Raw genomic sequence first — 24,061 nt, 5'->3', positions numbered from 1 at the left:
GCCGCGGCGCCTCTCGACCACCTTATTACCATGTGGGGTTCCGATGCGGGGGGCAGCGCAAGGCGCGCGCCCCCGCGGTCACGGGCGCGGCAGCGGCGGGAGGGGGAAGACGGCGCCGAGACGGCCGTACTCGGCGCGGGGGGCCTGGACCAGGACGGGGCGGGCGCGCGGGTCGAGCCAGCGCAGCAGCGCCGCGAGGTCGCCGGCGTCCATGGCCGTGCAGCCGACGGTGGGGACGCCCGGCGAGCGCCAGATGTGGAGGAAGATGCACGAGCCGCCGCCCGGGGCGGTGGGGGCGACGTTGTGGTCGACCCAGACGCCCAGCCGGTACAGCTCGTCGGCGCGGCGCATCTCCTCGTGGCTGGTCCAGTCGGGCGCGGCGACGGTGTCGCGGTCCACCAGGCGGTTGTAGCGGCGCGAGCGCGCGTCGTCCACGCACTCGACGCTGGGGTCGGTGGCGACGTACGGCAGGCGGATCCAGCGCGCGGAGTCCGCCGGCGCGTAGCCGAACGCCGGGCCCAGGCCGAAGACGCCGGCCGGCGCCTTCCCGTCTCCCTCGCGCTTCACCGGGCCGGCGCCGCGGGGCTCGCCGTGCAGCCCGCGCCCCCACGCCAGCCCCGTGCGCCCGACCGACGCCCTGACCGGGCCGCCGACGGCGCGCCAGGGCGCACGGGCGCTCGCCCGCTCGTAGCGCTGGAGGACGGCGTCCGTGGCGTCCCACCCGTTCGTGACCACGACGACGGCCTGGAGCGGGGCGTCGGCGGGGGCGGCCGCCTGGGCCGGGAGGCCGGCGGGGATGCAGGAGGCGAGCGAGAGCAGGGTGGAGAAGAGCGAGCGGCGCATCGGCTGGGTCGACAGGGACGATGGATTCCGGGTGAGGAAGGAAGTTACCGCGGCGCGACGGATCAGGGGAGCATCGCCGTCTTCGCGACTGCAGGAGGAAGACAACTGCTTGTCTCACGCAGAGGAGCAGAGTCAGCAGAGGAAAAGCACCGCGAGCGATTTGTTCTCTGCTAACTCTGCTGACTCTGCGTGAGGCCAAGCTGTTCTTGGACGAGAGAGAGCCCGGCGACCCGCGTGGCCCGCCGGGCTCTCGTCGTCTGCCGCCGAAGGATCAGTACGCCTTCGCGAACACCGCGTCCGTGGTCGCCGGGCGGCCGCAGATGACGCAGGGGGCCTCGGTGCCGCTCTGGTCGAACGGCAGGCAGCGGATGGTGACACCCAGGTCTCTCGCGCGCTCCTCGCACGCGGCGTCGCCGCACCACTTGGCCACCACGAAGCCCGGCTGTTCGGAGGCCGCCGCGCCGTCGCCGCCCTGCTCGAAGTAGGCGCGGAACTCGTCGAAGGTGGCCACGTCGCGCCGGGTGCGGGCCTCCTGGTAGGCGCGCGCCTGCTCCAGGTAGCTCCGCTGGATCTCGTCCAGCAGCGCGCCCACGCCGTCCACCAGCTCCTGCCGGCCCATGCGCACGTAGTCGAGCCCGCGGTCGCGCCGCAGGAAGCTGACGCCGTCGTTGGCCATGTCCTTGGGCCCCAGCTCCAGCAGCAGGGGGACGCCGCGCTTGACCCACTTCCACTTCTTGTCGCGCGCCTCGTACAGCGTGTCGTCCACCAGCACCTCGATCGGGCGTCCCCCGGCGAAGGTGCGGCCGCGGAGCTCGTCGGCCACGCGGCGGGCGTAGGCCAGCACGTCGTCGCCGCCGTCCTTCTTGAGCATCGGCACCACCACCGCCTGGTGCGGCGCCACCCGCGGCGGCACGCGCAGGCCGTTGTCGTCGGCGTGCGTCATCACCAGCGCGCCCACCAGCCGCGTGGAGACGCCCCACGAGGTGGTGTAGGCGTGCTCCTGGCCGCCCTCGGCGCTCTGGAAGGAGATGTCGAACGCCTTCGCGAAGTTCTGACCCAGGTAGTGGCTGGTGCCGGCCTGCAGCGCCCGGCCATCCTGCATCATCGCCTCGATGCAGTAGGTGTTCTCGGCGCCGGGGAAGCGCTCGCCGGGCGTCTTCTCGCCGGGGATCACCGGCACCGCCAGGTCGTCTTCCACCACGCGGCGGTAGACGTCGTGCAGGATGCGCAGCGTGTACTCCATGGCGTCGTCGTGGCTGGCGTGCGCCGTGTGCCCCTCCTGCCAGAGGAACTCCGTCGTCCTCAGCAGCACGCGCGGGCGCAGCTCCCAGCGCACCACGTTGGCCCACTGGTTGAGCAGGAGCGGCAGGTCGCGGTAGCTCTGCACCCAGTCCGCCATGCTCTCCCCGATGATGGTCTCCGAGGTGGGGCGCACGATGAGCGGCTCGGCGAGCTCGCCCGTGGGCACCAGCTTGCCCTCGCGCGCCTCCAGCCGGTGGTGCGTGACGACGGCCATCTCCTTGGCGAAACCCTCCACGTGCGCCGCCTCGCGCTCGAGATAGCTGAGCGGGATGAAGAGCGGGAAGTAGGCGTTCACGGCGCCGGCCTGCTTGATGGCCCGGTCCAGCGTCTTCTGGAGTTGCTCCCAGATGCCGTAGCCCCACGGCTTGATGACCATGCACCCGCGCACGTGGCTCATCTCGGCCACGTCGGCGTCGCGCACCACGGCCTGGTACCACGAGGCGTAGTCCTCGTCGCGGGTGGGCTGTATGGCGGTGCGAGGGGCCGCCTTCATCATCTGCTGAGCCACTTCCCTAACCCTCTCGATCGGAATGAAGATCCGTGCAAGACAGAAAACGTCCCCCGGCGTGTGGGAGGACGGTAGTCGAAGCATAAACCAGAGAGGTGCCGCGTCGCAAGTCGCCCGCGTACTTCGCACTACGGGTCTGGGCGTGTCCCTCCGCTGCGCTCCGGGCCGGGCTGCGCGCGCGGTAGGGCACATACGACTGTGCCCAACCGCGCCGGGCCACCACCGCCACGATACCCCTGTGGCGGCGCTGTCCCGGCCCTCCGGGCGCGCATCCCTCACGCAGGTCTCGTCGCGCGAAGCGCCGGGGTGTTTCCCCTCTCCCGCAGTCTGGGAGAGGGGAGCGCGGCCCTCGGTCGTGAGGAACGAACGACCGGGGCCGCGCGGGGGAGAGGGCCCGTGGGGCTGTCTGCCCCCGCCGCCCGCCCTTACATTGCCGCGGGCGAACGGGGGCGTCGCACACCGGGCCGCGGAAACGGAGTCCAATGGCGGGAGGGTCGGGCGGGCGATGAAGATCGCCTACTTCACGGAGAGTCTGCTGCCGCTGGTGGACGGCGTCTCGCGGACCCTCGCGCAGCTCTTCGCCTTCCTGGAAAAGCAGGAGGGGGTCGACTTCCGCGTCTTCGCCCCCTTCATGCCCCCGCCCGAGGTCTCCTGGCGCGACCGGGTCAGCCGGGTGCCGTACATCCGCTTCCCCCCCTACCCCGACTACCGGGTCACCATCCCCATCGGCCACAAGGTCAGCGGCCGGCTCGACGCCTACGGGCCCGACCTGATCCACGTGGTGAGCCCCACCCCCATCGCCGTGCGGGCCAAGAAGTACGGCCACCGCAAGGGGATCCCCGTGGTCTCCAGCTTCCACACCCACTTCGTCAGCTACTTCCGCTTCTACGGCATCGGCGGGCTGGAGTGGTTCGGCTGGAAGCTGCTCCGGAGCTTCTACGGCGGCTGCAAGACCGTCTACGCGCCTTCCAGCGGCATCATCCGCGAGCTGGCCGCGCACGGCATCACCCACACCGAGCTGTGGTCGCGGGGGATCGACATCGGCCGCTTCTCGCCCGGCTTCCGCGACCCGGAGCTGCGCGCACAGGTGGGAGCCGACGAGGAGACCCCGATCCTGCTGCTGGTGAGCCGCCTGGTGAAGGAGAAGGACCTGGCCGACCTGGTGCGGATGCACCGCGTCCTCCAGGAGAAGGGCGCCCGCTACCGGCTGGTGCTGGTGGGCGACGGGCCGATGCGGGGCGAGCTGGAGAAGGAGCTCCCGGGCGCCTGCTTCGCCGGGCACCAGACGGGCGAGGCGCTGGCGCGCTGGTACGCCTCGGGCGACGTGTTCGTCTTCCCCTCCACCACCGAGACCTTCGGCAACGTGATCCTGGAGGCGCACGCCTCGGGGGTGCCCGCCGTGGTGGTGGACCGCGGCGGCCCGCCCGACCTGGTGGAGCCGGGGCAGACCGGCTTCGTGGCCCGCCCCAACGACCCGGCCGACCTGGCCCGCCACGTGGAATGGCTCCTCGCGCACCCCGAGGAGCGCGCGCGGATGGGCCGCTGCGCCCGCGAGCGCGCCAGGGAGCGCGACTGGAGCGAGGTCAACGGCCGGCTGCTGGCCAGCTACCGCCGCATCGTGGAGGCTTCGCGCGGTGGCGAAAAATGAGCCGGCGGGAACCCGCGGCGGGTGCGCGGGATTCCTTTCTAAGGGAACGATTACGATCCGGCGCCGACACGGAGGAATGGTTGCGTAAACCTTTGAATTAGCTATATTTAGGCAGTCGTTCAGCGATGAACGAGCCCTCGACAAAACGGGGGCTCTCGCTTATATTGGAGCCATGAAGAACGCCTTCGATCTCAGCACTGCCGCCGCGCAGTTCAACGCGGAGCAGCAGGCCGCCACGCGCGGCGTGCGGCTGTCCGCGATGGAGCCGGGCGCTCCCGCGCCGCTGGGCGAGCTGACTGACGAGCAGCTGTTCCAGCGCTACACGCAGGGCGACGGCGACGGCTTCCGCCTGCTGGTGGAGCGCTACGAGCCGCGCATCCAGGGCTTCCTGCGCAAGCGCCTCAACGACGAGGAGCGGGTGCAGGACCTGACGCAGGACACCTTCCTGCGCATCCACCGCGCGCGGGAGAGCTACGACCCCGGCCGGAAGTTCTCGACGTGGATCCACACGATCGCGAACAACCTGCTGAAGAACGAGTTCCGCAACCGCTCGCGCCGGCGCGAGACCACCTTCTCGGAGCTGCGCCCCGAGACGTCGTCCAACGGCGCGCCGAGCCGGCCGGTGGAGTTCGCGGCCACCGGGCACAACCCCGAGCGCGAGGCCTACCGCCGCGAGCTGCGCGAGGCGATCGATGCGGCCATCGAGCGGATGGACGAGCACCACCGCATCCCGTTCGTGATGCGCGAGGTGGAGGACCGCACCTACGAGGAGATCGCCGAGGAGATCGGCATCCCGGTGGGCACGGTGAAGAGCCGGCTGAACCGCGCCCGCAACTCCTTCCGCATGCTCCTTCCCGTGCCGGTCTGATCCGGCCCGGAGGACGAATACCGACGGCCCGCCTCGCACCAGCGAGGCGGGCCGTTTTTTTCTGTCTGGTCAGAAACATCCCTCCACGATATGTCATTCCGAGCGGAGCCCGATGCACCGAAGCCGCAATCACACGAGAGCTCGTCGGGCTCCCGAGGAATCTACGCACCCCGCCAGGTGGCCGGCTCCATGCCACCGAACCTGCGGCCACACCGGATGAGCCGCGCAGCGTGCCCCAATCCTCTGGGCCCGCTCACTCCACCAGTCGCATCGTCTCCGCGAGGTCTTCCCACCCGGGATTCATGCTCTCGACCAGGTCCAGTCGCTTCTTGCGCGTCCAGTCCTTGATCTCCCTTCTCGCGTTCGATGGCGGCGCGGGAGTTCTCCGTCGTCTCGTAGTAAACGAGCCGATTGACGTTGTACCGCGCGGTGAATCCGCCCCGGAGCTTGTGCTTGTGCTCGTAGACGCGGCGCGGCAGGTCACTGGTGACGCCGACGTAGAGGGTCCGCGAGAGGCTGGCGAGGATGTAGACGTAGAATCGCCGCATTGGGAAACGAGGGTAGATGAGTTCCCGGGGCTGGTGCGTAGCGGAACGACTGGCCTTGTCGCGGGGTGAGTAGATTCCTCGGTCGCCCCCGAGCTTTGTCTCAAGGCTGCGGATGGCGCTGGGGCGACGCTCGGAATGACAGATTTGAGGATCGTTAATTCACCGAGCACCTCATCGCTGGCGCTCGCGGGGCATCGCGTACACTCTCATCAGGGCGGACTCGGCCAGGCGGTCGGCGTCGCGGGAGGTGAGGGTGTGGTGGTTGACGATCATCGAGAAGACGATCGGCTCGCCGGCGGCGGTGGTGAGGTAGCCGGAGAGGGAGCGCACGCCGGAGAGCGTCCCCGTCTTCGCGTGGACGTTGCCCTGCAGCGGCGTGCCGCGCATCCGGCCCGACAGCGTCCCATCCTCACCGGCCACCGGGAGCGCGGCGTGGAAGAGCTCGCGATTGGGGCTCCGCCGCATGTGCTCCAGCAGCGCGACCAGGAGCTCGGGCGCCACCAGGTTGTAGCGCGAGAGCCCCGAGCCGTCCGCCTGCGCCAGACGCCGCGGCGGCAGCCCCCAGAGGCGCGCCAGGCTGTCGATCACCGCCACGCCGGCGCCGGCCGTCCCCATCCCGCGCAGCTCGCGCCCCAGCGTCTTCAGCAGCAGCTCGCCGATCTGGTTCTGGCTCGGCTTGAGGAAGGCGGGGAGGATCTCCGCGAGCGGCGGCGAGGCGTGCACGAAGAGCGTGTCGGTGTTCGCGGGCTTCGCCGCGAGGGAATCGACGTCCACGGCCTCGCCCAGCACCTGGATCCCCGCCGCGGCCAGCGTCTCCCGCAGCACGGTGGCGAAGTACAGCGTGTTGTTGCGCACCGCCACCTCGGTGGTGACGACGGTCGTGTCCGCCGGGACGCGGCCGGAGACGACGATCCCCGGCCCCAACGGCTGCCGGAGGGCTTCCACGTCGGAAGCGGCGCCGGGGGCGACGGTCGTGGCCCGGTTGGCGACGGGCGTGTACGCGGTCGGCGGGCCGAGGGTGACCACGGCGGGAGAGCCCTCCGCGGCGCCGCGCCGGACCTCGACGCCGACCACGCCCTCGTTCAGCTCCAGGGCGGAGATCTCGGCGGAGTAGCCGGCGTCGGTGTCGTCCCAGGCCCAGCCGCGCCCCAGCGGCACGTCGTCGAAGGCGTCGTCGTCGCCGACCACCCGGCCGGTGACGCGGGTGACGCCGCGCGCCCGGAGCGAGTCGGCCCAGGCGCGGAAGACCGTGCGCGCGTCGCCGCCGCCGAAGCGCGCGGAGATGGTGGGGTCGCCGCTGCCGACCACCACCAGGTCGCCCCGCAACTCGCCGCCCTGGACAGGGCCCGTGGCGGCGACGGCCGTGCGGTAGCGGTACGCCGGCCCCAGCGCCTCGAGCGCGGCCGCGCCCGTCACCAGCTTCATGTTCGAGGCGGGGACGAACATCTTCCCCGCGTTGCGGCCGTAGAGCACTTCGCCCGTGGCCTGCGAGCGCACCACCACGCCCCAGTGCGCCCCCGCGAACAGGGTGTCGCCGAAGATGGAGTCGAGCGCGGCCGCGAGCGCGGCGCGGGCGGGGGCGGGGGCGGGGGCGGGGGCGGGGGCGGGGGCGGGGGCGGGCGCGGTGCGCGGCGCGGCGGCCGCCCCGGCGCAGGCGGCCAGGGCGGGGAGGAGCGCGAGGGCGGCGGCGGCGCGGCAGGCGCTCATGCGGGCTCGGGGCCGGGGTAGGGGCGGGCGAGCATCTCCTCCAGGCGCGCCTTCACGGACGGCCACTCGTCGTCGACGATGCTGTAGTAGACGGTGTCGCGGTTCCGCCCCGTCTCGGTGACCTGGTGCTTGCGCAGGATCCCCTCCTCCCGGGCGCCGATGCGCCGGATCGCCCGGCGGGAGCGCTCGTTGAGCACGTCGGTCTTCAGCTCCACGCGCACGCAGCCGAGCGTCTCAAAGGCGTGGCGCAGCATCAGGTACTTGGCCTCGGTGTTGATCGGCGTGCGCTGCCAGGGCCGGCCGATCCACGTCCACCCGATCTCCACCTTGCGGTGCGCCGGCTCGATGCTGCCGAAGCGCGTGCTCCCGATCGGCCGCCCCGTGGCCGCGTCGGTGGTGGCGAAGGGGAGCGCCGTCCCCTCCGCCTGCGCCTGGAGCGCGGCCTCGACGTAGCGCCGCAGGTCGTCCTCGCTCCTGACCATCGCGATCGTCAGCCGCCAGAGGTCTTCGTCGCTCGCCACCTCCCACAGCGCCGGGACGTGGTCGAGCGAGAGCGGCACCAGGCGGACGTAGCGCCCCTCGAGGGTGACGGGGGTGAGATCCATCGCCGAACTGAAAGTCCTTGGTCCTTGTGCTTTAGTCCTGAGTGCCGGGTGCTAGGTGCTGTCGTACTTTTCGCACTTCGCACTTCGCACTTCGCACTTCGCACTAGCTGTTCCTCACCTCACTCATCAGCGCGAGCACGTTGCCTTCGGTGTCGCGGAAGAAGCACATCCACAGCTCGTGGTCGGGCATGCGGGCGATCAGGTGCGGCTCGTCCTCCATCCGCGCGCCGGCGGCCTTGAGCTGCTCGTGCGCGGCGTGGATGTCGCCCACCTTGTAGTAGAGGATCGACGCCGGGTGGTCGAACTCCGGCTTCTCCGGCACTCCCAGCATCAGCCGCACCTCGCCGCACTGGAAGAAGGCCATCTTGGGGACCTCGAACAGCAGCTTCAGCCCCAGCACGTCGCGGTAGAAGGCGACCGCGCGCTCCAGGTCGTGCACGTTGACGGCCACCTGGCCGACGCTGGTGATGCCGAGCTGACCGATCGCTGTGCTCATCTTCCGCCTCCTCCACCCCTGGGATGGTGATGGGTGTGAACCTATGCTGCGCCTCCCCGCGAGGATAGCCTGCGGGAGCCTCTCGGATGACGCACTTGCATATTTAGTTTTGCTAACTAAATTAGTCAAGCATGACGAAGAGCGATCTCGATCCGGAGCGGCCCGGGCGGGCGGAGCGCGTGGCGGACCGGCTGCACTCGGCCAGCATCCACCTGCTGCGGCGGGTGAGAAAGCAGGACGACGCCACGGGGGTGACGGCGCCGCACCTCTCCGCGCTCTCGGTGCTGGTGTTCGGGGGGCCGCGGACGCTGGGCGAACTGGCCGCCGCCGAGCAGGTGCGGCCGCCCTCGATGACGCGCATCGTGCGCAACCTGGAGGCGGACGGCCTGGTGGAGCGCGAGACCGACCCCGCCGACCGCCGCGTCTTCCGCGTGCGCGCCACGGAGAAGGGGCGCGAGATCCTGATCGCCGGACGGCGGCGCCGCGTGGCCTCGCTGGCGGAGCGGCTGGAAGGGCTGGGCGACGAGGAGATGGAGACGCTGGAGCGCGCGGCGGAGTTGATCGAGCGGGTGCTGCGGTAGCCTCGGCGATCTTCGCCCTGCGCGGGCCGGCTGCCGGCGCCGGGGCCGACCTCGGCGTGATGTGTTCCGCAGGGGCGAGCATGCGAGTCCGAGCACAGGTGGCATCGGCGCAAGAGGCCGCCTGCCGCGCACGAACCTGCATCCGCCGGTCGAGGCATGCCTCGACCCTACGGATTACCCGGTCCGACCTCCCCGTTGACGGCGCTCCCCTTCCGCCGCTATCTACAACGCAGCATCCAATCCCCCTCACCCCACCCGGAGTTTCCCGGATGAAGTCCTCCGCCCTTCGCGCGCTCGTCGTGGGCGCGGCGGCGCTCGCGCCCGTTTCGCTCGCGGCGCAGCAGTTCGACGCCGCGGTGGCCGCCGCCGCCGAGCGCATCGCGCCGCAGGTCACCGAGGTCCGCCACCAGATCCACCAGAACCCCGAGCTCTCCAACCGCGAGTTCAAGACGGCCGAGCTGGTGGCCGCCCACCTGCGCTCGCTGGGGCTGGAGGTGCAGACGGGGGTCGCCCACACCGGCGTGGTCGGCGTGCTGCGCGGCGGGCGCCCCGGCCCCGTCGTCGCCGTGCGCGCCGACATGGACGCGCTCCCGGTGAAGGAGGAGACGCCGTACCCGTTCCGCTCCACCGTCAAGGGCGAGTACCTGGGGAAGCAGGTGGACGTGAGCCACGCCTGCGGCCACGACGTCCACACCGCCGTGCAGATGGGCGTGGCCACCATCCTGGCCGGGATGCGCGACCGGGTGCCGGGCACCGTGATGTTCGTGTTCCAGCCCGCCGAGGAGGGGGCGCCCCCGGGCGAGGAGGGCGGCGCCGCGCTCATGCTCAAGGAGGGCGTCTTCAGCCGGCTGCGGCCCAGCGCCGTGTTCGGCCTGCACACCTTCGCGCAGATGGAGGTGGGGAAGGTGGGGTACACGCCCGGGCCGGCCATGGCGGCGTCGGACCGCTTCATCGTGCGCATCAAGGGGCGGCAGGCGCACGGGGCGTCGCCGCACCTGGCCGTCGACCCGGTGGTGATGGCCTCGCAGGCGGTGCTGGCGCTGCAGACCATCCGCTCGCGCAACCTCTCGCCCTTCGAGCCCAGCGTGCTGACCGTCGGCATGATCCGCGGCGGCGAGCGCTTCAACATCATCCCCGACCAGGTGGAGCTGCACGGCACCGTGCGCACCTTCGACCCGCGCGTGCAGGACGAGGTGGAGCGGCGCATCCGCGAGATCCTGGACGGGGTCACGAAGGCGGGCGGCGGCTCGTACGAGATCGACTACCAGCGCACCACGCCGGTGACCGTCAACCACCGCGGGCTCTCCGACCGCATGCGCCCCACCATGGAGCGGCTGATGGGAGGGGCGAACGTGGTGGACGTGCCGCCGACCACCGGCGCCGAGGACTTCGCCTTCTTCGCCAACACCGTCCCGGGCTTCTTCTACCGCCTGGGCACGGTGAAGCCGGGGACGAAGAGCGGCGACCACCACACCCCCACCTTCATGGCCGACGACGCCTCGATCCCCATCGGCCTGCGGGTGATGAGCACGCTCCTCCTCGACTACCTGAGCGGCGGTGCGGTGGCCGATCGCTAGGAAGTGCGAAGTGCGAAGTCCTGAGTGCGAATTGCGCCGCGTGCCGCGCCGGCTGGCGGTCTTTCTGCTGCTCGCGGCGGCCGCGTGCGGCGGGGCGGCTCCCGCGACCGCCCCGTCGCCGGCGGCGGCTGGCCACCTCCTGATCGTGGGCGGCGGCACGCAGCCGCCCGAGCTGGTCGCGCGCTTCGTGGAGCTGGCGGGCGGCCCCGGGCGGGCGCGCATCGCGGTGGTGCCGATGGCCAGCGCCCAGGCCGAGGAGGCGGGGCGGGAGAAGGCGGAGGACCTGCGGCGGCTGGGCGCCGACGCGTTCCCGCTCCTGCTGACGCGCGCCCAGGCGCAGACCGACTCGGCGGCGCGCCTGCTGGAGGGCGCCACCGGGATCTGGTTCTCCGGGGGCGACCAGAGCCGCCTGACGGCCGTGCTGGAGGGGACCGCCGTGCTGGACGCCATCCGGCGCCGCTACCGCGAGGGGGCGGTGATCGGCGGGACGTCGGCGGGGGCGGCGGTGATGAGCGACTCGATGCTCACCGGCAACCAGTGGAAGGCGGGCGAGGACACCGTGGGCTACCACGGCGACGAGTACCCCCGCGTGGCCCGACATTCGATCGAGGTGGTCGCGGGCTTCGGCCTCCTCCCCCGCGCCATCGTCGACCAGCACTTCCTCCGCCGCGAGCGCCAGAACCGCCTGCTGAGCGTGGTGCTGGAGCGCCCCTCATTCCTGGGAGTGGGGATCGACGAGTCCACGGCGCTCCTGGTGCGCCCGGACGGCCGCTGGAGCGTGCTGGGAGCGAGCGCCGTCCTGGTGGTCGACGCCCGCTCCGCGCAGATCACCGATCCCCGCGCCCCCATCCTGGGCGCCGCCGGTCTCCGCGTGCACCTCCTTCCCGCCGGCAGCACCTACGACCCCCGCAGCGGCCGCGCAGAACTGCCCTGAAAGTACGAAAGTACGAGGTACGAAAGTACGACTGCGGTCCCGTACTCCCGTACTCCCGTACTCCCGTACTCCCGTACTTTCGTACTTTCGTACTTTCGTACTTACATGCTGGGCCCCAGGAACACCGCGTTCGCGAACAGCGGCAGCAACCCCCGCCACAGGTCGCGGAAGTTGGGGTCGCCCGCGAAGCCGATCACCCGCCCCTCGCCCACCGCCTCGGTCCACAGGTAGGGGGTCTCCGCCAGCCGGGCGGGGACCTCGGGCCACAGGTAGCCCGCCAGCCGCAGCCGGGGCGCCGCCGCGTAGCGGAGCACCGCCTCGCCGGGGCGCACGTCGCGCGGGGCCCGGTAGATCCGGTCCGAGAACACCAGCGCCGGGAGCTCCGCCTGGCCCACCCCCGCCAGCAGCGGCGAGAGCGTGTCGGCCACCACTCGCACGATCGCGCCCGGCACCTCGGCGGGGAGCGGGGCCCCGGGGGCGCCGCCCTCGCGCACGCTGTCGCGGCGGGCGCGCAGGCGCGAGAGGCCCAGCCGCTCCGAGGCCAGCCAGTCGGTCGCCGCGTCCAGCGTGACGAGGGTGCCGCCCCGCCGCACCCACGCCGCCACGCGCTCCCGCCCGCCCTCGCCCAGCGCCCGCTCCAGCGCGCGGGCGGACACGGAGGGGACCACCAGCACGTCGAAGTCGTCCAGCGCCGCGCCGGCCGCCGCGTCGGCGTCGAGCGCGGTGACGGGGTAGCGGAGCCGCTGGTCGAACGCGTACCAGGCGTAGCCGAACGACTGGCCCGACACCGGCCGGCCGCCCAGGAGCGCCACCCGCGGGCTGCGCAGGGGGAACACGCTGTTGCTCCCCAGGTCGGTCCCCGCCTCGGCGGCGGCCGAGGCCAGGGCGGCCACCTCGGCGCCGGCCGCGGCCGCGTGGCGGGCGAGCGCTTCGTGCACGCCGTCGCCGTTGGCCGCCGCCGGCACCACGAAGGCGCCGTGCGGGAAGCTGGCTCCGCCGCCGCTGAACGGCCGGGGCGCGTACCACACCCTGACGCTGTCGGCGAGCAGGGCCGCCAGCAGGCGCAGCGAGGCCTCGCTCCCGGGGGCGAAGGCGTAGCCGTAGCGGGCCCGCGGCGGCGCGGCCGGCGCCGGGGGCGGGGCGGCCGGCCGCACGGGCCCCGGCGGCGCGGCCAGCGCCCAGGCCCGCACCCGGAAGGCGTAGGGGAGCGACCAGGCGGTCATGTCGTAGAAGCGCTCCGGCTGGCCGGCCTCGCGCCGCTCGAGCTCCTCGGCCACGAACGCCGAGTCCAGCGGGGCGTCGGGCTCCAGGAGCGCCCGCGCCAGCCGCCCCTGCGGCTGCGCCAGGTCCACCACGTAGGCGCCCGCCGGGAGGCTGGTCCGGCGCGTCGCGGAGGACCCGTACTCGGCGGCCGTGGCCGTCGCGCCTGCCTCCAGCCGCCCCACCTCGATCCCGTTGGCGGCCAGCAGGCTCGCCAGCGAGTCGGCGCGGCCCTGGGCGTCGCGCTCGAACGCCACCGCGCGCAAAGCCCCGAGCGCCGCGCCGGACGCCGCGGCGCGCCGGTACGCCAGGTAGTCGCGCACGCGCCCGGCGCGGCGGGCGGCGAGCGCCCGCAGCGTGGCCCAGGAGGCGGCGTAGTGGTGGCGCGCGGCGTCGCGCAGCGTCAGCACCGTGCCGTCGGAGCGGCGGATGGCGCCGCCGCGGCTGGAGGCCTGCTCGTACGTCATCCCCACCGCCCCGGTGTAGAGCGGCCAGGAGCTGCCGTAGCCGGGGTAGAACTCGTCGTATCCCTCGCGCCGGAAGAACGGCCACCCCTCGGCCTCGAAGGCGGCGATGTTGGCCGCCGCGAAGACGTCCCACCAGCGCAGGAGCCCCGGGTCCACGATGCGGTTGATCGGCTCCATGGCCGGGGGGAAGAAGTACGTCGAGTTGTAGCCCATCTCGTGCAGGTCCACCGCCAGGTGCGGCCACCAGCGCCGCATGGCCGCCACCCGCCCGCGCGTCTCGGGGTGCGACTGGGCGTACCAGTCGCGGTTCAGGTCGAAGTAGTAGTGGCTGGTGCGCGGCCCCGGCCACGTCCCCTGGTGGATCATGGCCTCGGGCTGCACGGGCACCCCCAGCGCCGTGCGCAGGCGCATCACGTCCTGCACGTGGCGCTCGTGCCCGTCGGGGTTCTGCAGCGGGTCCACCAGCACCACCACGCTGTCCAGGACCATGCGCGTCGCCGGGTCGCGCCCGGCCGCCAGCTGGTAGAGGAGCGCGATCGCCGCCTCGACCCCCGAGGCCTCGGGCCCGTGCACCGTGTAGCCCAGCCAGGCGATCGTGGGGATCCGCAGGGCGCCCTCCAGCTCGGCCCCCGCGGCCCCGCGGGGGTCGGCCAGCCGGGCGGCCGCCCCGCGGATCTCCTCCAGCCGCGCCTGGTTGGCCTCGGACGTCACCACCGCCATCACCACCTCGCGCCCCTCGAACGAGCGGGCCACGGTGTCCAGCCGCACCCGCGGGCTCGCCTGGGCCAGCCGCTCCAGGTAGCGCATCAGCAGGTGGTGCGGGGTGAAGCGCTCCCCCACCTCGTGCCCCAGCACCGTGGCCGGCGCCGGCACGGCCGGGTCGTACCCGCCGCCCGGGGCCAGGCCGTGCTGGGCGGCGGCGGGGGCGGCGCCCGCGAGGAGGACCAGGAGGCAGGCCGGCCGGACGTGTCGCATGGGAAGCAGGGGCGGCGGGGACAGGCGGAAGACGGGGTCCGGCGAACATAAGGCCGCCCACCGGCGGCTTCAAGCCACGATGACGTCGGGCCGGGGGGAGGGGAGAACCACGTTATCAGATGTTCCTTGCGGCGGGGGGTGGGGGAGATTAGCATCCGATTAACCGCCGTGTCAGGACTGGTCCTTCTCGAAACGATTTCCCTTCGGAGCGAGGGGCGGGCGCGCCGCCCCTCCCCGTTGCCGTCGATCGGCCCCCCTCGCGCCCGCGCGCGAGGGGGGGTCCCCCGGCCCTTCGTCCCAGTCGACCATTCCCCGAACCAGGGAGGTGCAGGACCCCGCCGCGGAAGCCGGCGGGTGCGGCGCGGAAGCGGTCCGTCCTGTCGGTGCAGGACCAGACGAACAACCCAGGAGGAGGACGCATGAGACGACTTCGTTGGCTGCTCGCGGCGGTGCTGGCCCTGGCGGCGCTGCCGGCGGCGGCGCTGGCGCAGGACCGCGGCACGGTCCGCGGGCGCGTGGTGGAGCAGGGGACCGAGCGGCCGCTGCCCAGCGTGGTGGTGAGCGTGCCGGGGACCAGCCTGAGCGCGGCCACCGACGCGGAAGGCCGCTACTCCCTGAGCGTCCCGGCGGGGGCGCGGACGCTCCGGGCCTCGCGGCTGGGCTACCAGACGGCCACCCGGCAGGTGGCGGTGGCGGCGGGCGCCACCGCCGAGGTGAACTTCGCGCTGGGCGTGGACGCGCTCGGGCTGCAGGAGATCGTGGCCATCGGCTACGGCGAGACCGAGCGCCGCAACGTCACCGGCGCCGTCTCCTCGATCCGCACCGAGACGATCCAGGACGTGGTGACCCCGCAGATCGAGAACGTGCTGCAGGGCCGGGCCGCCGGGGTGCAGGTGGTGCAGAACTCGGGGGTGCCCGGCGCGGCCATGACGGTGCGCGTGCGCGGCGCCTCCTCGATCGACGCCTCCAACCAGCCGCTCTACGTGATCGACGGCGTGCCGCTGATCCAGGGGAACTTCTCGGGGATCAACGGCACCTTCGGCGGGCAGGACATCGACGCGCTGGCCGACCTCAACCCCAACGAGGTCGAGTCGATCGAGATCCTCAAGGACGCCTCGGCCGCGGCCATCTACGGCTCGCGCGCCTCCAACGGGGTGGTGCTGATCACCACCAAGCGCGGCCGCGCCGCCACCCGCCCCGCCATCCAGCTGAACGCCTACTACGGCACCCAGCGCGCCTGGCAGATCCCCCGGTTCCTCAACCGCCAGCAGTACGCCGACGTCTTCAACGACGCCTACCACCAGGACGTCGACCCCACGCAGAACTTCCTGGGCTTCACCGGCGACGCGGTGCCCAGCTGCGACGACGAGCCCGACGCGCAGCCGTGCGACATCGTCGAGGTGGACCCGTCGATCGACACCGACTGGATCCGCGAGGTGCTGCAGACGGCGCCGCTGGGGAACCTCTTCGGCTCGGTGGCCGGCGGCACCGAGCGCACCCGCTACTTCGTGAGCGGCACCTACCTGAAGCAGGACGGGATCGTGGCCGCCTACGGGTACGACCGCCTGAACGGGCGGGTGAACCTGGACTACACCGCCACCGACCGGCTGACGCTGGGCACCAGCGTGGCGCTCACCCGCGCCGTCACCGACCGCGCCCGCGGCGACAACACCATCTACGGCCCCTTCGCCAACGCCATCGCCATGGACCCGCTCACCCCGGTGCGCACCGAGAGCGGCGACTACGCGGCCAGCGAGTGGGCCGGCTACGACAACCCGGTGGCGCTCATGAACGAGAACCGCGCCGAGGAGCGCGCGGTGCACATCCTGGGCAACGTGTTCGCCCGCTTCAACCTGGCGGAGGGGCTCGACGCCCGGGCGTCGTTCGGGCTCGACCACTACAACCTGCGCTCGCGCCAGTACGACTCGCCGATCATCGGCCCCTGGACGGGCTCGGGCGGGCACGGGGTGGCGAGCAACTCGTACGCCAACAAGATCCTGGCCGAAGGCACCCTGAACTGGGCCCGCGAGCTGGGGAGCCACTCGCTCTCGGGAGTGGTGGGCACCAGCTACGAGGCCGACGACCTGGACTTCAACGAGGTGGAGGGGGTGCAGTTCCCCAGCACCGAGCTCAGGCAGCTGAACTCGGCGGCGCTCATCATCGCGGGCGACCAGACGGTCACCGAGGCCAACCTGATGAGTTTCTTCGGCCGGGCCACGCACGAGTGGAACGACCGGGTGGTGACCACGCTGAACCTGCGCGCCGACGGGTCCAGCCGCTTCGGCGCGAACAACCGCTGGGGGCTCTTCCCCTCGGCCTCGGTGCTCTTCCGCGTGCTGGAGCCCGGGTCGGGGGGGCGGGGGATGCTCAGCAACCTGGCGCTGCGCGCCAGCTACGGGCTCACCGGCAACCAGCAGGGGATCGGCAACTTCTCGTCGCTGGGGCTGTTCACCGCCGGCTTCAACTACGCCGACCTGGGCGGCATCGCGCCCACGCAGCTCCCCAACCCCGACCTCTCCTGGGAGAAGACCACGCAGCTCGACCTGGGCGCCGACGTCGGCCTCTTCGACGACCGCCTGGGGCTCTCGTTCGACTGGTACCAGAAGCGCACCACCGACCTGCTGCTGGACCGGCCCGTGCCGCTCAGCACCGGCTTCGCGCAGATCACCGAGAACATCGGGGCCATGCGCAACACCGGCTTCGAGCTCTCGGCCCGCGCCCAGCTCATGCGCCCGGCGGCCCGGGGCGGCTTCGAGTGGACGATGGAAGGCAACGTCTCCATCAACCGCAACGAGGTGCTGGAGCTGTACGGCGGGCAGGACATCGACCTGGGCGGGATCCTGATCCGCGAGGGCGAGCCGCTGGGGGTGTTCTACGCCCACGTGATGGACGGGATCTTCCAGGAGGGCGACTTCATCTGCACCGACGCCACCGGCGAGAGCTGCAAGGGCACGGGCGTCGGCTACCAGAGCGACTTCACCGTCCCCGGCGACATCCGCTTCGCCGACCTGGACGGCAACGGGATCATCGACGCCGCCGACCGCGACGTGATCGGCAACCCCTGGCCCGACGTCCAGGGCGGCCTGACCAACACGCTCGGCTTCCGGGGGCTGGACCTCACGGTGTTCGTGCAGTTCGTGCAGGGCAACGACATCTACAACGGCAACCGCGAGTTCACCGACGCGTACGGCTTCTTCTTCGACAACCCCTCGGGCCGGGCGCTCGAGCGCTGGACCCCCGACAACCCCAGCGCCACCGAGCCCCGGGCCAGCTGGTTCGACGAGAACGTGAACCGGCGCCCCTCCAGCCGCTTCGTGGAGGACGGCTCGTTCGTGCGCGTGAAGAACGCCGTGCTGGGCTACAACGTCCCCGAGCGCGCCGGGCGGCGCCTCTTCGGGGCGAGGAGCGTCCGCGTGTACGTCCAGGGGCAGAACCTGCTGACCTGGACCGACTACAGCGGGTTCGACCCCGAGGTCAACTACGCGGGCGACACCAACGTGACGCGCGGCTACGACTTCTACACCCTGCCGCAGGCCCGCACCATCACGTTCGGGATCAACCTGGGCCTGTGAAACGGGAGACCAAGATGAGACTGACGAACATCGCGGCCGCCCTGCTCGCGGCCGCCGCGCTCGCCGCCTGCGACGAGCCGCTGCAGGTGGACCCCAACGCCTCCATCCCCTTCGAGGAGGCGCTCAACACGGTGTCGGAGATCGAGGCCGGGGTGCGGGGCGCCTACGACGCCCTGCAGCAGACCGGCACCTACGACCGGCAGCAGGTGGTGTACCCGGACCTGTACACCGACAACCTGGACTTCACCGGCACCTTCGACACCGACGCCGAGGTGGACCTGCGCGCCGTGCAGACCACCAACTCGTCGGTGCAGGGGATGTGGGGCGACAGCTACGAGGGGATCAACCGGGCCAACAACGTGCTGGCCTCGATCCCCGGCGTGCCCGAGCTCTCCGCGGCCCAGGCGGCGCGCTTCCGCGGCGAGGCGCTCTTCCTGCGCGCGCTGAACTACCACAACCTGGTGCGCTGGTTCGGCGGGGTGCCGCTGATCACCCAGCCCAACTGGAACGTGGGCGACCTGGCGAACACCAACAAGGCGCGCTCCACCGAGGCCCAGGTGTACGCCCAGATCGAGGCCGACCTGCAGGAGGCCGTCACCCTCCTTCCCGCCACCTCGACCAACTTCGGGGCCACCCAGGGCGCCGCCCGGGCGCTGCTGGCGCGGGTGTACCTGGACGAGGGGAAGCACGCCCTGGCGCGCGACATGGCCACGGCGGTGATCTCGAGCGGCCGCTACAGCCTGACCTCGCCGTTCGGGAACCTGTGGGCGGTGGAGAACACGCCGGAGTCGATCTTCTCGGTGCAGTACACCATCACCGACACCAACGACCTGGCGTTCTGGTTCTTCCCCAGCTCGCTGGGCGGACGCCGCGGCTTCGCGCCCAGCTCCAACCTGCGCACCGCGTACCAGAACGCGGGCGACACCCAGCGGCTGAGCGCCACCATCGGCCTCGACAGCCGGGGCCGCCGCTACGGGTTGAAGTACCACCGCATCTCCACCAGCGACGACAACGTGATCGTGCTGCGCCTGGCGGAGATGTACCTGATCCGGGCCGAGGCCAACGCCCGGCTGGGGGCCGACCCGGCGGTGGTGCGCGCCGACGTCGACGTGGTGCGGGCGCGCGCCGGGCTGGCGCCGCTGGCCGCGACCATCACCACGCAGACGGCGCTCCTGAACGCCATCCTGCTGGAGCGGCGCCTGGAGTTCGCGCTGGAGGGGCACCGCCTCTTCGACCTGCGCCGCATCCTGGGGCCCACCGCGGCGGCGGCGTTCCTGGGGATCCCGGAGTTCCGGCTCCTCTTCCCGATCCCGCAGGGCGAGCGCGACGTGAACCCCAGCCTCGACCAGAACCCCGGCTACTGAGCCCGGGCCCTGTCGGCAGGTGAACCGCGGCCCCGCCGGGATCTTTCCCGGCGGGGCCGTCTCTTTCCCACGTAAAGGCCGGCAAAAGATTTTTCTCACGCAGAGTCAGCAGAGTCAGCAGAGTCAACAAGGGGTTCTCTGCTGACTCCGCTCACTCTGCGTGAGGACGTTCTACTGATTTGTCTCACACGGAGTCAACGGAGTCAACGGAGACTACATGGGGTCTCTGTTGACTCTGTTAACTCCGTTTCCTCCGTGTGAGGCTGAAAATCAGGCCGTGTTGCGCTCAGCCCGCCGGCGCGGCGCCGAAGGCCGCGTTCGCCTCGTCCGCGGCGCGCTGGAGGAGCCCGGCGGCGGCCGGGGCGATGGTGACCGTGGAGCCCGAGCGGAGACGGAGCTGCGCGGGCAGGCCCACGGGCGAGCGGCCGTAGAGCTTTCCGTAGATCACCAGCGCGGCGGCGTACGTCCCCGCGGCGGAGGGGTGGAAGCCGTCGGACGAGTACAGCGGCAGGCCCGGGTCGCTCCGCCACGCCGCGCGCCACGCCTCGCCCGCGGGGAAGAGGAGGCCGCCCACGTCTTCCGCCGCCAGCCGGTACGACTCGCTCACGCGGTCGAAGTCGCCGAAGCGCTGCGTGGAGGGCCACACCATGTACAGCGCGGTCTCGGCGCCCACCTCGCGCGCCTTCCCGGCGAAGCGGCGCGTGTACTCGATCAGCAGCTCGCGGCTCTCCGGGGCCGCGGAGGGGCCCTGCTGGAGCACCACCACGTCCCACCCGCCGCGCTCGACCGCGCGCCGCGCGCTCCCCACGCTCCAGTGGTCTTCCAGGCTGTAGTTGGCGCCCGCCACCGTCTCCACGTACAGCGCCTCGCCGGCCGCCGCGGCCAGCGCCTGCACCATCCCCGGCAGGTTGTTGGTGTAGGTCAGGCTGTTGCCGATGAACAGCACGCGCTTCACCCCCTCCGGCGGCTCCTCGATCTCCGTCCCCCCTCCCCCGCCGCACGCCAGCAGCGCCGCGCACGCGAGGCCCGTCGCCAGCCGAACCGATCTGCGTCCCGACCAGGCAGCGCTCATCGTCCCCCTCCGTCGTCGCGGTTGATGGTGTCGCTCACGTCCAAGATGAACGGCGGCCCGCCCGGTCTTCTAACCGCGGCGGGACGGAGCGACGGGAGCCGGTGCGAACGGCGGCGGCGCGTGCCGAAGCGGGAGGCCCGCGGCCTCGCGACGGCCGCGGGCGGGCGGTACTTTCCCGGTCCTCGGAGCAGGAACGGACCGCGGAGGAGACGAGGGGAGATGCCGAAGGGATTCGAGACGGTGCTGGTGACCGGCGCCAGCGCGGGGATCGGGGCCGCGTGCGCGCGCGCGTTCGCCCGCGAGGGGGCGCGGCTGGTGCTGGCCGCCCGGCGCCGGGAGCGGCTGGACGAGCTGGCGGCGGAGCTGCGCGGCGAGCACGGCGCCGACTGCTGGCTGGTCGAACTGGACGTGCGCGACCGGTCCGCCGTGGAGCAGGCGATCGGCGGGCTGCCGGCGGAGTGGGCGGCGGTCGACGTGCTGGTGAACAACGCCGGCCTGGGACGCGGGCTCGACAAGCTGCACGAGGGCACCCCCGCCGACTGGGACGAGATGGTCGACACCAACGTGAAGGGGCTGCTCTACGTCACCCGCGCGGTGGTGCCGGGGATGGTGGCGCGCGGGCGGGGCACGTGATCAACCTGGGCTCGGTGGCCGGGCACGAGGTCTATCCCGGCGGCGCCGTCTACTGCGCCACCAAGCACGCGGTGGCCGCGCTCACGCAGGGCCTGCGGATGGACGTGCTGGGCACGGGCGTGCGCGTGAGCACGGTGGACCCGGGGATGGTGGAGACCGGGTTCAGCACGGTGCGCTTCAAGGGCGACGAGGACCGGGCGAAGCGGGTCTACGCCGGGATGACGCCGCTGTCCGCCGACGACATCGCCGACGCGGTGCTCTGGGTGGCCACCCGCCCCCCGCACGTCAACATCGACGAGATCATCATGAAGCCCACCGACCAGGCGAGCGCCACGCTGGTGCATCGGGAGAAGTAGACGACGATCCGCGCGCCGCCGGACCCCGCCCCGGCGCCTGGCGCGCCTGTCCCTCCCCCGGACTTCAGGGGAGGGACTTCGGCGCTTCGCGCGACGGGCGCGACGCAGGTTCACGCCTTCTCCCGACCGACAATCGACCAGGCCATCTGCTGTCGTTCCGAGGCCCGGCCACACGGAACCGGCCTATCGCACGAACGACCGCGGGGCCGAAGAATCTTCTCACCTCGCCAGGTGGGCTGGGCGCGGCAGCGTCACGAAATCTCTCCTCGATCGCTCGTCGTTTACCCGCTCGAACGACACCCGCTCGTAGCATCCTCCTGAGAAACCACGGGGGCTCTCCTGCGTAGAGCGGGCGTGCCGTGGCGGATTGACACGCGTCCTCGTCCTGCGCGAGCGACACGCGCCGGATCTCCCAATCCACCTGAGAATCGGGCGCGACGGCGCAAGCGAGGCATCGGCACCGACTTCCGGTGATTCGGCGGCGGGCCTCGGCGCTGGCGCGGTTCCTCCGTTCGGGACCCGGCCGTCCGGGCGCGGACGATCCACGCTTCCGGCCGTTCCCCCCCTCTCGAAAGAGCCTCCGATGCTCCTCACCCTCGCGGCGTCCCTCCTGGTCCTGCAGGGACGCCCCTCCGCCGACACCGTCCCCGACCGGCGCCCTCCCAGCGAACAGACCATCAACAGCGCCTACCGCGACGCCACCGCCCGCGAGCTGGTGCGGCGCGCGCGCGAGTACCGGCGCTACACCGACCGCAGCGTGCGCGCGTACCAGGCGCTCGCAAAGCAGCGCACTTCGGCGGGGCTGCGCATGCTGCGGCGCGAGCGGCAGCTCTTCGGCAGCGAGCTGGCGGCGCGCATCGACTGGCGCCGCGAGGGCCCGGTGCGGGTGCGGGTGCTGGGCGCCCGCACCCGCTCGGTGGATGACGACGACGACGAAGACGCGGCGGACGACGCGGAAGACCTGGCGTTCGACCCCGCCGACGACCGCATGCGGGTGAGCCTGCTGGGCACCTCGTGGATCCGCCACCCGCTGGCCGAGGGGAGCGAGCGCGACTACCGCTTCACCACGGGCGACACGCTCTCGGTGCGCCTCTCCGGCGGCGAGACGGTGCGCGTGTACGAGCTGCGCGTGGAGCCCCGGCACCTGGACGCGCCGCTGGTGAGCGGCTCCATCTGGCTGGAGGACCGCAGCTACGGCGTCGTCCGCACGCTGCTCAGGCTCTCGCACTCGCTGCGGGAGCGGCTCCGCGCCGAGACGCGGCGCGACAGCGCGGGGCGCCGCGAGGTGAACGTGGGCGCGCGCGTGGGGGAAGAGAGCGGGCGGCGCCGCCGTCGCTCGCGCACGGCGCTGCTGCCGGACGTGCGCGTGGACGTGCGCTACATCACCACCGAGTACGCGCTGGTGCAGGGGCGCTGGTGGATGCCCACGCTCGCCGCCGTGGACGCCACCATCACGGCCGAGGGGTGGGCGAGCGTGCCCGCGCGCTTCGAGCGCACGTGGGAGCAGTACCGCGTGGAGGGCGACACCACCGCCACCCCCGGCGCCCTGGCCCGCGCCGCGGCCGCGCCGGAGCCGGAGCCCGCGGCGATCGACACCCCGGCCGCCTGCCGGGGGGAGTCGGCGGAGTGCCAGTGCACCCACGGCGGCTGCCGGGTGGTGGAGGTGGAGATCCCCGACTCGGCGGCGCTCGCCACCAGCCCGGAGCTGCCGCCCCCGCTCACCCCCGACGCGCCGCTGCTGTCGGGGAAGGAGGCGGAGGAGATCGCGGACGAGCTGGGGAAGGTGGCGTCGGTGCCGTGGATCTTCACCCGGCCCAGCGTCACGCGCGCGCCGGTGCTGCTGCGCTACAACCGGGTGGAGGCGCTCTCGGTGGGGACGCGCTGGACGGCGGACTTCGGCGCGCTCTCGGCCGACGCGGCGGTGCGGGTGGCCACGGCGGGCCCGGAGCTGGACGTGGAGGTGGGCGTGCGGCGCGAGTCGCCCGAGCGGAGGCTGCGGCTGGCCGCGTACCGGCGCCTGGCGGCGGCGGACCCGGCGGCGCGGCCGTTCGGGCCGGGGAACTCGCTGGCGGCGCTGCTCTGGGGGCGCGACAACGGCGACTACTTCCGCGCGCTGGGGGTGGAGCTGCTGGGGGCGCCGCCGCGCTCGGAGCGGCCGTGGCTGGAGTGGCGCCTCTTCGCCGAGCACCAGAAGGCGGTGACGGAGGTGACCGACGCCTCCCTGCGCGGCCTGGTGGGCGACTTCGACTTCCGCCCCAACTTCGCGGCGGACCGGGCGGACCAGGCGGGGGCGGCCTTCACCTGGCGGCCGGTGGCCGACCTGCGGCTGCTGGGGACGCACTGGGCGGTGGAGGCGTACGCGGAAGGGCAGGCGGGCACCTTCCGGTTCGCGCGGCCGGCGCTCACGCTGCGCGCGGGGGTGCCGCTCCCCGGCCCGCTGGAGGGGGCGCTGGAGGGCGCGGCGGGCACGTCGTTCGGCGACGTGCCGGCGCAGGGGCTGTGGCGGCTGGGAGGCTCCGCGTCCCTGCGCGGCTACGACGCCAGCACGGCGGTGGGCACGGCGTTCTGGCGCGGCCGGGCGGAGGTGGCCACGGGCGCGGGCCCGGTGCGGCTGGCCCTCTTCTCCGACGCCGGCTGGGCGGGGGACCGCGGGGAGTGGTCGTCCGGGCGTCCGCTGTGGTCGGCGGGGGCGGGGGTGAGCTTCCTGCAGGGCGTGGTGCGGGTGGACCTGGCCCGCGCGCTCCG

Annotated in this window: 17 protein-coding genes; 10 read left to right on the top strand and 7 right to left on the bottom strand. The window is 72.7% G+C overall.

Translation table 11 applies throughout. The features are described from left to right. Window positions 1-78: 78 nt before the first annotated feature. Together VF746_31745 and proS are read right to left on the bottom strand one after the other, a co-directional pair. Window positions 79-843, bottom strand: a complete 765-nt coding sequence (locus VF746_31745; protein HEX8697035.1) for a hypothetical protein — start codon at window positions 841-843, stop codon at window positions 79-81. Window positions 844-1,114: 271 nt separating this feature from the next. Beyond that, the gene (gene proS / locus VF746_31740; GenBank protein HEX8697034.1) at window positions 1,115-2,641 is read right to left on the bottom strand and encodes a proline--tRNA ligase; all 1,527 of its coding nucleotides are present in this window, start codon (window positions 2,639-2,641) and stop codon (window positions 1,115-1,117) included. Window positions 2,642-3,158: 517 nt separating this feature from the next. Here proS and VF746_31735 point away from each other — a divergent pair. Together VF746_31735 and VF746_31730 are read left to right on the top strand one after the other, a co-directional pair. Next, complete coding sequence (locus VF746_31735; GenBank protein HEX8697033.1) at window positions 3,159-4,301, top strand: glycosyltransferase family 1 protein; 1,143 nt, start codon at window positions 3,159-3,161, stop codon at window positions 4,299-4,301. Between the two features lie 172 nt (window positions 4,302-4,473). Further along, window positions 4,474-5,169 (top strand): sigma-70 family RNA polymerase sigma factor, encoded by a 696-nt coding sequence (locus VF746_31730; GenBank protein ID HEX8697032.1) that lies wholly within the window; start codon window positions 4,474-4,476, stop codon window positions 5,167-5,169. 719 nt (window positions 5,170-5,888) lie between these two features. On the opposite strand, the gene dacB is transcribed toward VF746_31730, so the two are convergent. The 3 genes from dacB to VF746_31715 all read right to left on the bottom strand — a co-directional run bounded on the left by dacB (window position 5,889) and on the right by VF746_31715 (window position 8,525). Further along, on the bottom strand, window positions 5,889-7,424 hold the full coding sequence (dacB, locus tag VF746_31725) for a D-alanyl-D-alanine carboxypeptidase/D-alanyl-D-alanine-endopeptidase (protein ID HEX8697031.1): 1,536 nt from the start codon (window positions 7,422-7,424) through the stop codon (window positions 5,889-5,891). Next, a complete protein-coding gene (locus VF746_31720; GenBank protein ID HEX8697030.1) occupies window positions 7,421-8,029 on the bottom strand; it encodes a GNAT family N-acetyltransferase in 609 nt (202 codons plus the stop codon). Before VF746_31720 ends, dacB begins: the two co-directional genes overlap by 4 nt. Before the next feature lie 103 nt (window positions 8,030-8,132). Next, window positions 8,133-8,525, bottom strand: a complete 393-nt coding sequence (locus tag VF746_31715; GenBank protein ID HEX8697029.1) for a VOC family protein — start codon at window positions 8,523-8,525, stop codon at window positions 8,133-8,135. 131 nt (window positions 8,526-8,656) lie between these two features. Here VF746_31715 and VF746_31710 point away from each other — a divergent pair, with 131 nt between their 5' ends. From VF746_31710 to VF746_31700, 3 genes are all read left to right on the top strand, one after another. Continuing rightward, complete coding sequence (locus VF746_31710) at window positions 8,657-9,106, top strand: MarR family transcriptional regulator (GenBank protein ID HEX8697028.1); 450 nt, start codon at window positions 8,657-8,659, stop codon at window positions 9,104-9,106. 269 nt (window positions 9,107-9,375) lie between these two features. Further along, complete coding sequence (locus VF746_31705) at window positions 9,376-10,683, top strand: amidohydrolase (GenBank protein HEX8697027.1); 1,308 nt, start codon at window positions 9,376-9,378, stop codon at window positions 10,681-10,683. A 40-nt stretch (window positions 10,684-10,723) separates the two neighbouring features. After that, window positions 10,724-11,617, top strand: coding sequence for a cyanophycinase (locus VF746_31700; GenBank protein HEX8697026.1), 894 nt, complete (start codon window positions 10,724-10,726; stop codon window positions 11,615-11,617). 101 nt (window positions 11,618-11,718) lie between these two features. Here the strand turns inward: VF746_31700 and VF746_31695 are convergent, their stop codons facing one another. After that, window positions 11,719-14,319, bottom strand: a complete 2,601-nt coding sequence (locus VF746_31695) for a M14 family zinc carboxypeptidase (GenBank protein ID HEX8697025.1) — start codon at window positions 14,317-14,319, stop codon at window positions 11,719-11,721. A 419-nt stretch (window positions 14,320-14,738) separates the two neighbouring features. On the opposite strand from VF746_31695, the gene VF746_31690 reads away from it, so the two are divergent. Then, window positions 14,739-17,891, top strand: a complete 3,153-nt coding sequence (locus VF746_31690) for a TonB-dependent receptor (protein ID HEX8697024.1) — start codon at window positions 14,739-14,741, stop codon at window positions 17,889-17,891. A gap of 14 nt (window positions 17,892-17,905) precedes the next feature. Beyond that, the gene (locus VF746_31685) at window positions 17,906-19,255 is read left to right on the top strand and encodes a RagB/SusD family nutrient uptake outer membrane protein (protein ID HEX8697023.1); all 1,350 of its coding nucleotides are present in this window, start codon (window positions 17,906-17,908) and stop codon (window positions 19,253-19,255) included. 286 nt (window positions 19,256-19,541) lie between these two features. Here the strand turns inward: VF746_31685 and VF746_31680 are convergent, their stop codons facing one another. Further along, the gene (locus VF746_31680) at window positions 19,542-20,327 is read right to left on the bottom strand and encodes a hypothetical protein (GenBank protein HEX8697022.1); all 786 of its coding nucleotides are present in this window, start codon (window positions 20,325-20,327) and stop codon (window positions 19,542-19,544) included. A 219-nt stretch (window positions 20,328-20,546) separates the two neighbouring features. On the opposite strand from VF746_31680, the gene VF746_31675 reads away from it, so the two are divergent. The 3 genes from VF746_31675 to VF746_31665 all read left to right on the top strand — a co-directional run. Then, the gene (locus VF746_31675) at window positions 20,547-20,960 is read left to right on the top strand and encodes an SDR family NAD(P)-dependent oxidoreductase (protein ID HEX8697021.1); all 414 of its coding nucleotides are present in this window, start codon (window positions 20,547-20,549) and stop codon (window positions 20,958-20,960) included. Beyond that, window positions 20,957-21,316 (top strand): SDR family NAD(P)-dependent oxidoreductase, encoded by a 360-nt coding sequence (locus VF746_31670; GenBank protein ID HEX8697020.1) that lies wholly within the window; start codon window positions 20,957-20,959, stop codon window positions 21,314-21,316. The genes VF746_31675 and VF746_31670 overlap by 4 nt, the downstream gene beginning before the upstream one ends. 583 nt (window positions 21,317-21,899) lie before the next feature. Then, window positions 21,900-24,061, top strand: a 2,162-nt coding sequence (locus VF746_31665; protein HEX8697019.1) for a hypothetical protein, incomplete at its 3' end; no start/stop codon positions are given.

The sequence above is a fragment of the Longimicrobium sp. genome, assembly GCA_036389795.1.
Classification (GTDB): Bacteria; Gemmatimonadota; Gemmatimonadetes; order Longimicrobiales; family Longimicrobiaceae; genus Longimicrobium.
The sequence above is the reverse complement of the archived record's forward strand: the minus strand, read 5'-3'. Positions and strand labels throughout refer to the sequence as shown.

What these genes read in the sequence shown, in the direction of transcription:
- VF746_31745 (HEX8697035.1), bottom strand. Translation starts at nt 843, where the DNA reads ATGCGCCGCTCGCTCTTCTCCACCCTGCTCTCGCTCGCCTCCTGCATC.
- proS (HEX8697034.1), bottom strand. Translation starts at nt 2,641, where the DNA reads ATGATGAAGGCGGCCCCTCGCACCGCCATACAGCCCACCCGCGACGAG.
- VF746_31735 (HEX8697033.1), top strand. Translation starts at nt 3,159, where the DNA reads ATGAAGATCGCCTACTTCACGGAGAGTCTGCTGCCGCTGGTGGACGGC.
- VF746_31730 (HEX8697032.1), top strand. Translation starts at nt 4,474, where the DNA reads ATGAAGAACGCCTTCGATCTCAGCACTGCCGCCGCGCAGTTCAACGCG.
- dacB (HEX8697031.1), bottom strand. Translation starts at nt 7,424, where the DNA reads ATGAGCGCCTGCCGCGCCGCCGCCGCCCTCGCGCTCCTCCCCGCCCTG.
- VF746_31720 (HEX8697030.1), bottom strand. Translation starts at nt 8,029, where the DNA reads ATGGATCTCACCCCCGTCACCCTCGAGGGGCGCTACGTCCGCCTGGTG.
- VF746_31715 (HEX8697029.1), bottom strand. Translation starts at nt 8,525, where the DNA reads ATGAGCACAGCGATCGGTCAGCTCGGCATCACCAGCGTCGGCCAGGTG.
- VF746_31710 (HEX8697028.1), top strand. Translation starts at nt 8,657, where the DNA reads ATGACGAAGAGCGATCTCGATCCGGAGCGGCCCGGGCGGGCGGAGCGC.
- VF746_31705 (HEX8697027.1), top strand. Translation starts at nt 9,376, where the DNA reads ATGAAGTCCTCCGCCCTTCGCGCGCTCGTCGTGGGCGCGGCGGCGCTC.
- VF746_31695 (HEX8697025.1), bottom strand. Translation starts at nt 14,319, where the DNA reads ATGCGACACGTCCGGCCGGCCTGCCTCCTGGTCCTCCTCGCGGGCGCC.
- VF746_31690 (HEX8697024.1), top strand. Translation starts at nt 14,739, where the DNA reads ATGAGACGACTTCGTTGGCTGCTCGCGGCGGTGCTGGCCCTGGCGGCG.
- VF746_31685 (HEX8697023.1), top strand. Translation starts at nt 17,906, where the DNA reads ATGAGACTGACGAACATCGCGGCCGCCCTGCTCGCGGCCGCCGCGCTC.
- VF746_31680 (HEX8697022.1), bottom strand. Translation starts at nt 20,327, where the DNA reads ATGAGCGCTGCCTGGTCGGGACGCAGATCGGTTCGGCTGGCGACGGGC.
- VF746_31675 (HEX8697021.1), top strand. Translation starts at nt 20,547, where the DNA reads ATGCCGAAGGGATTCGAGACGGTGCTGGTGACCGGCGCCAGCGCGGGG.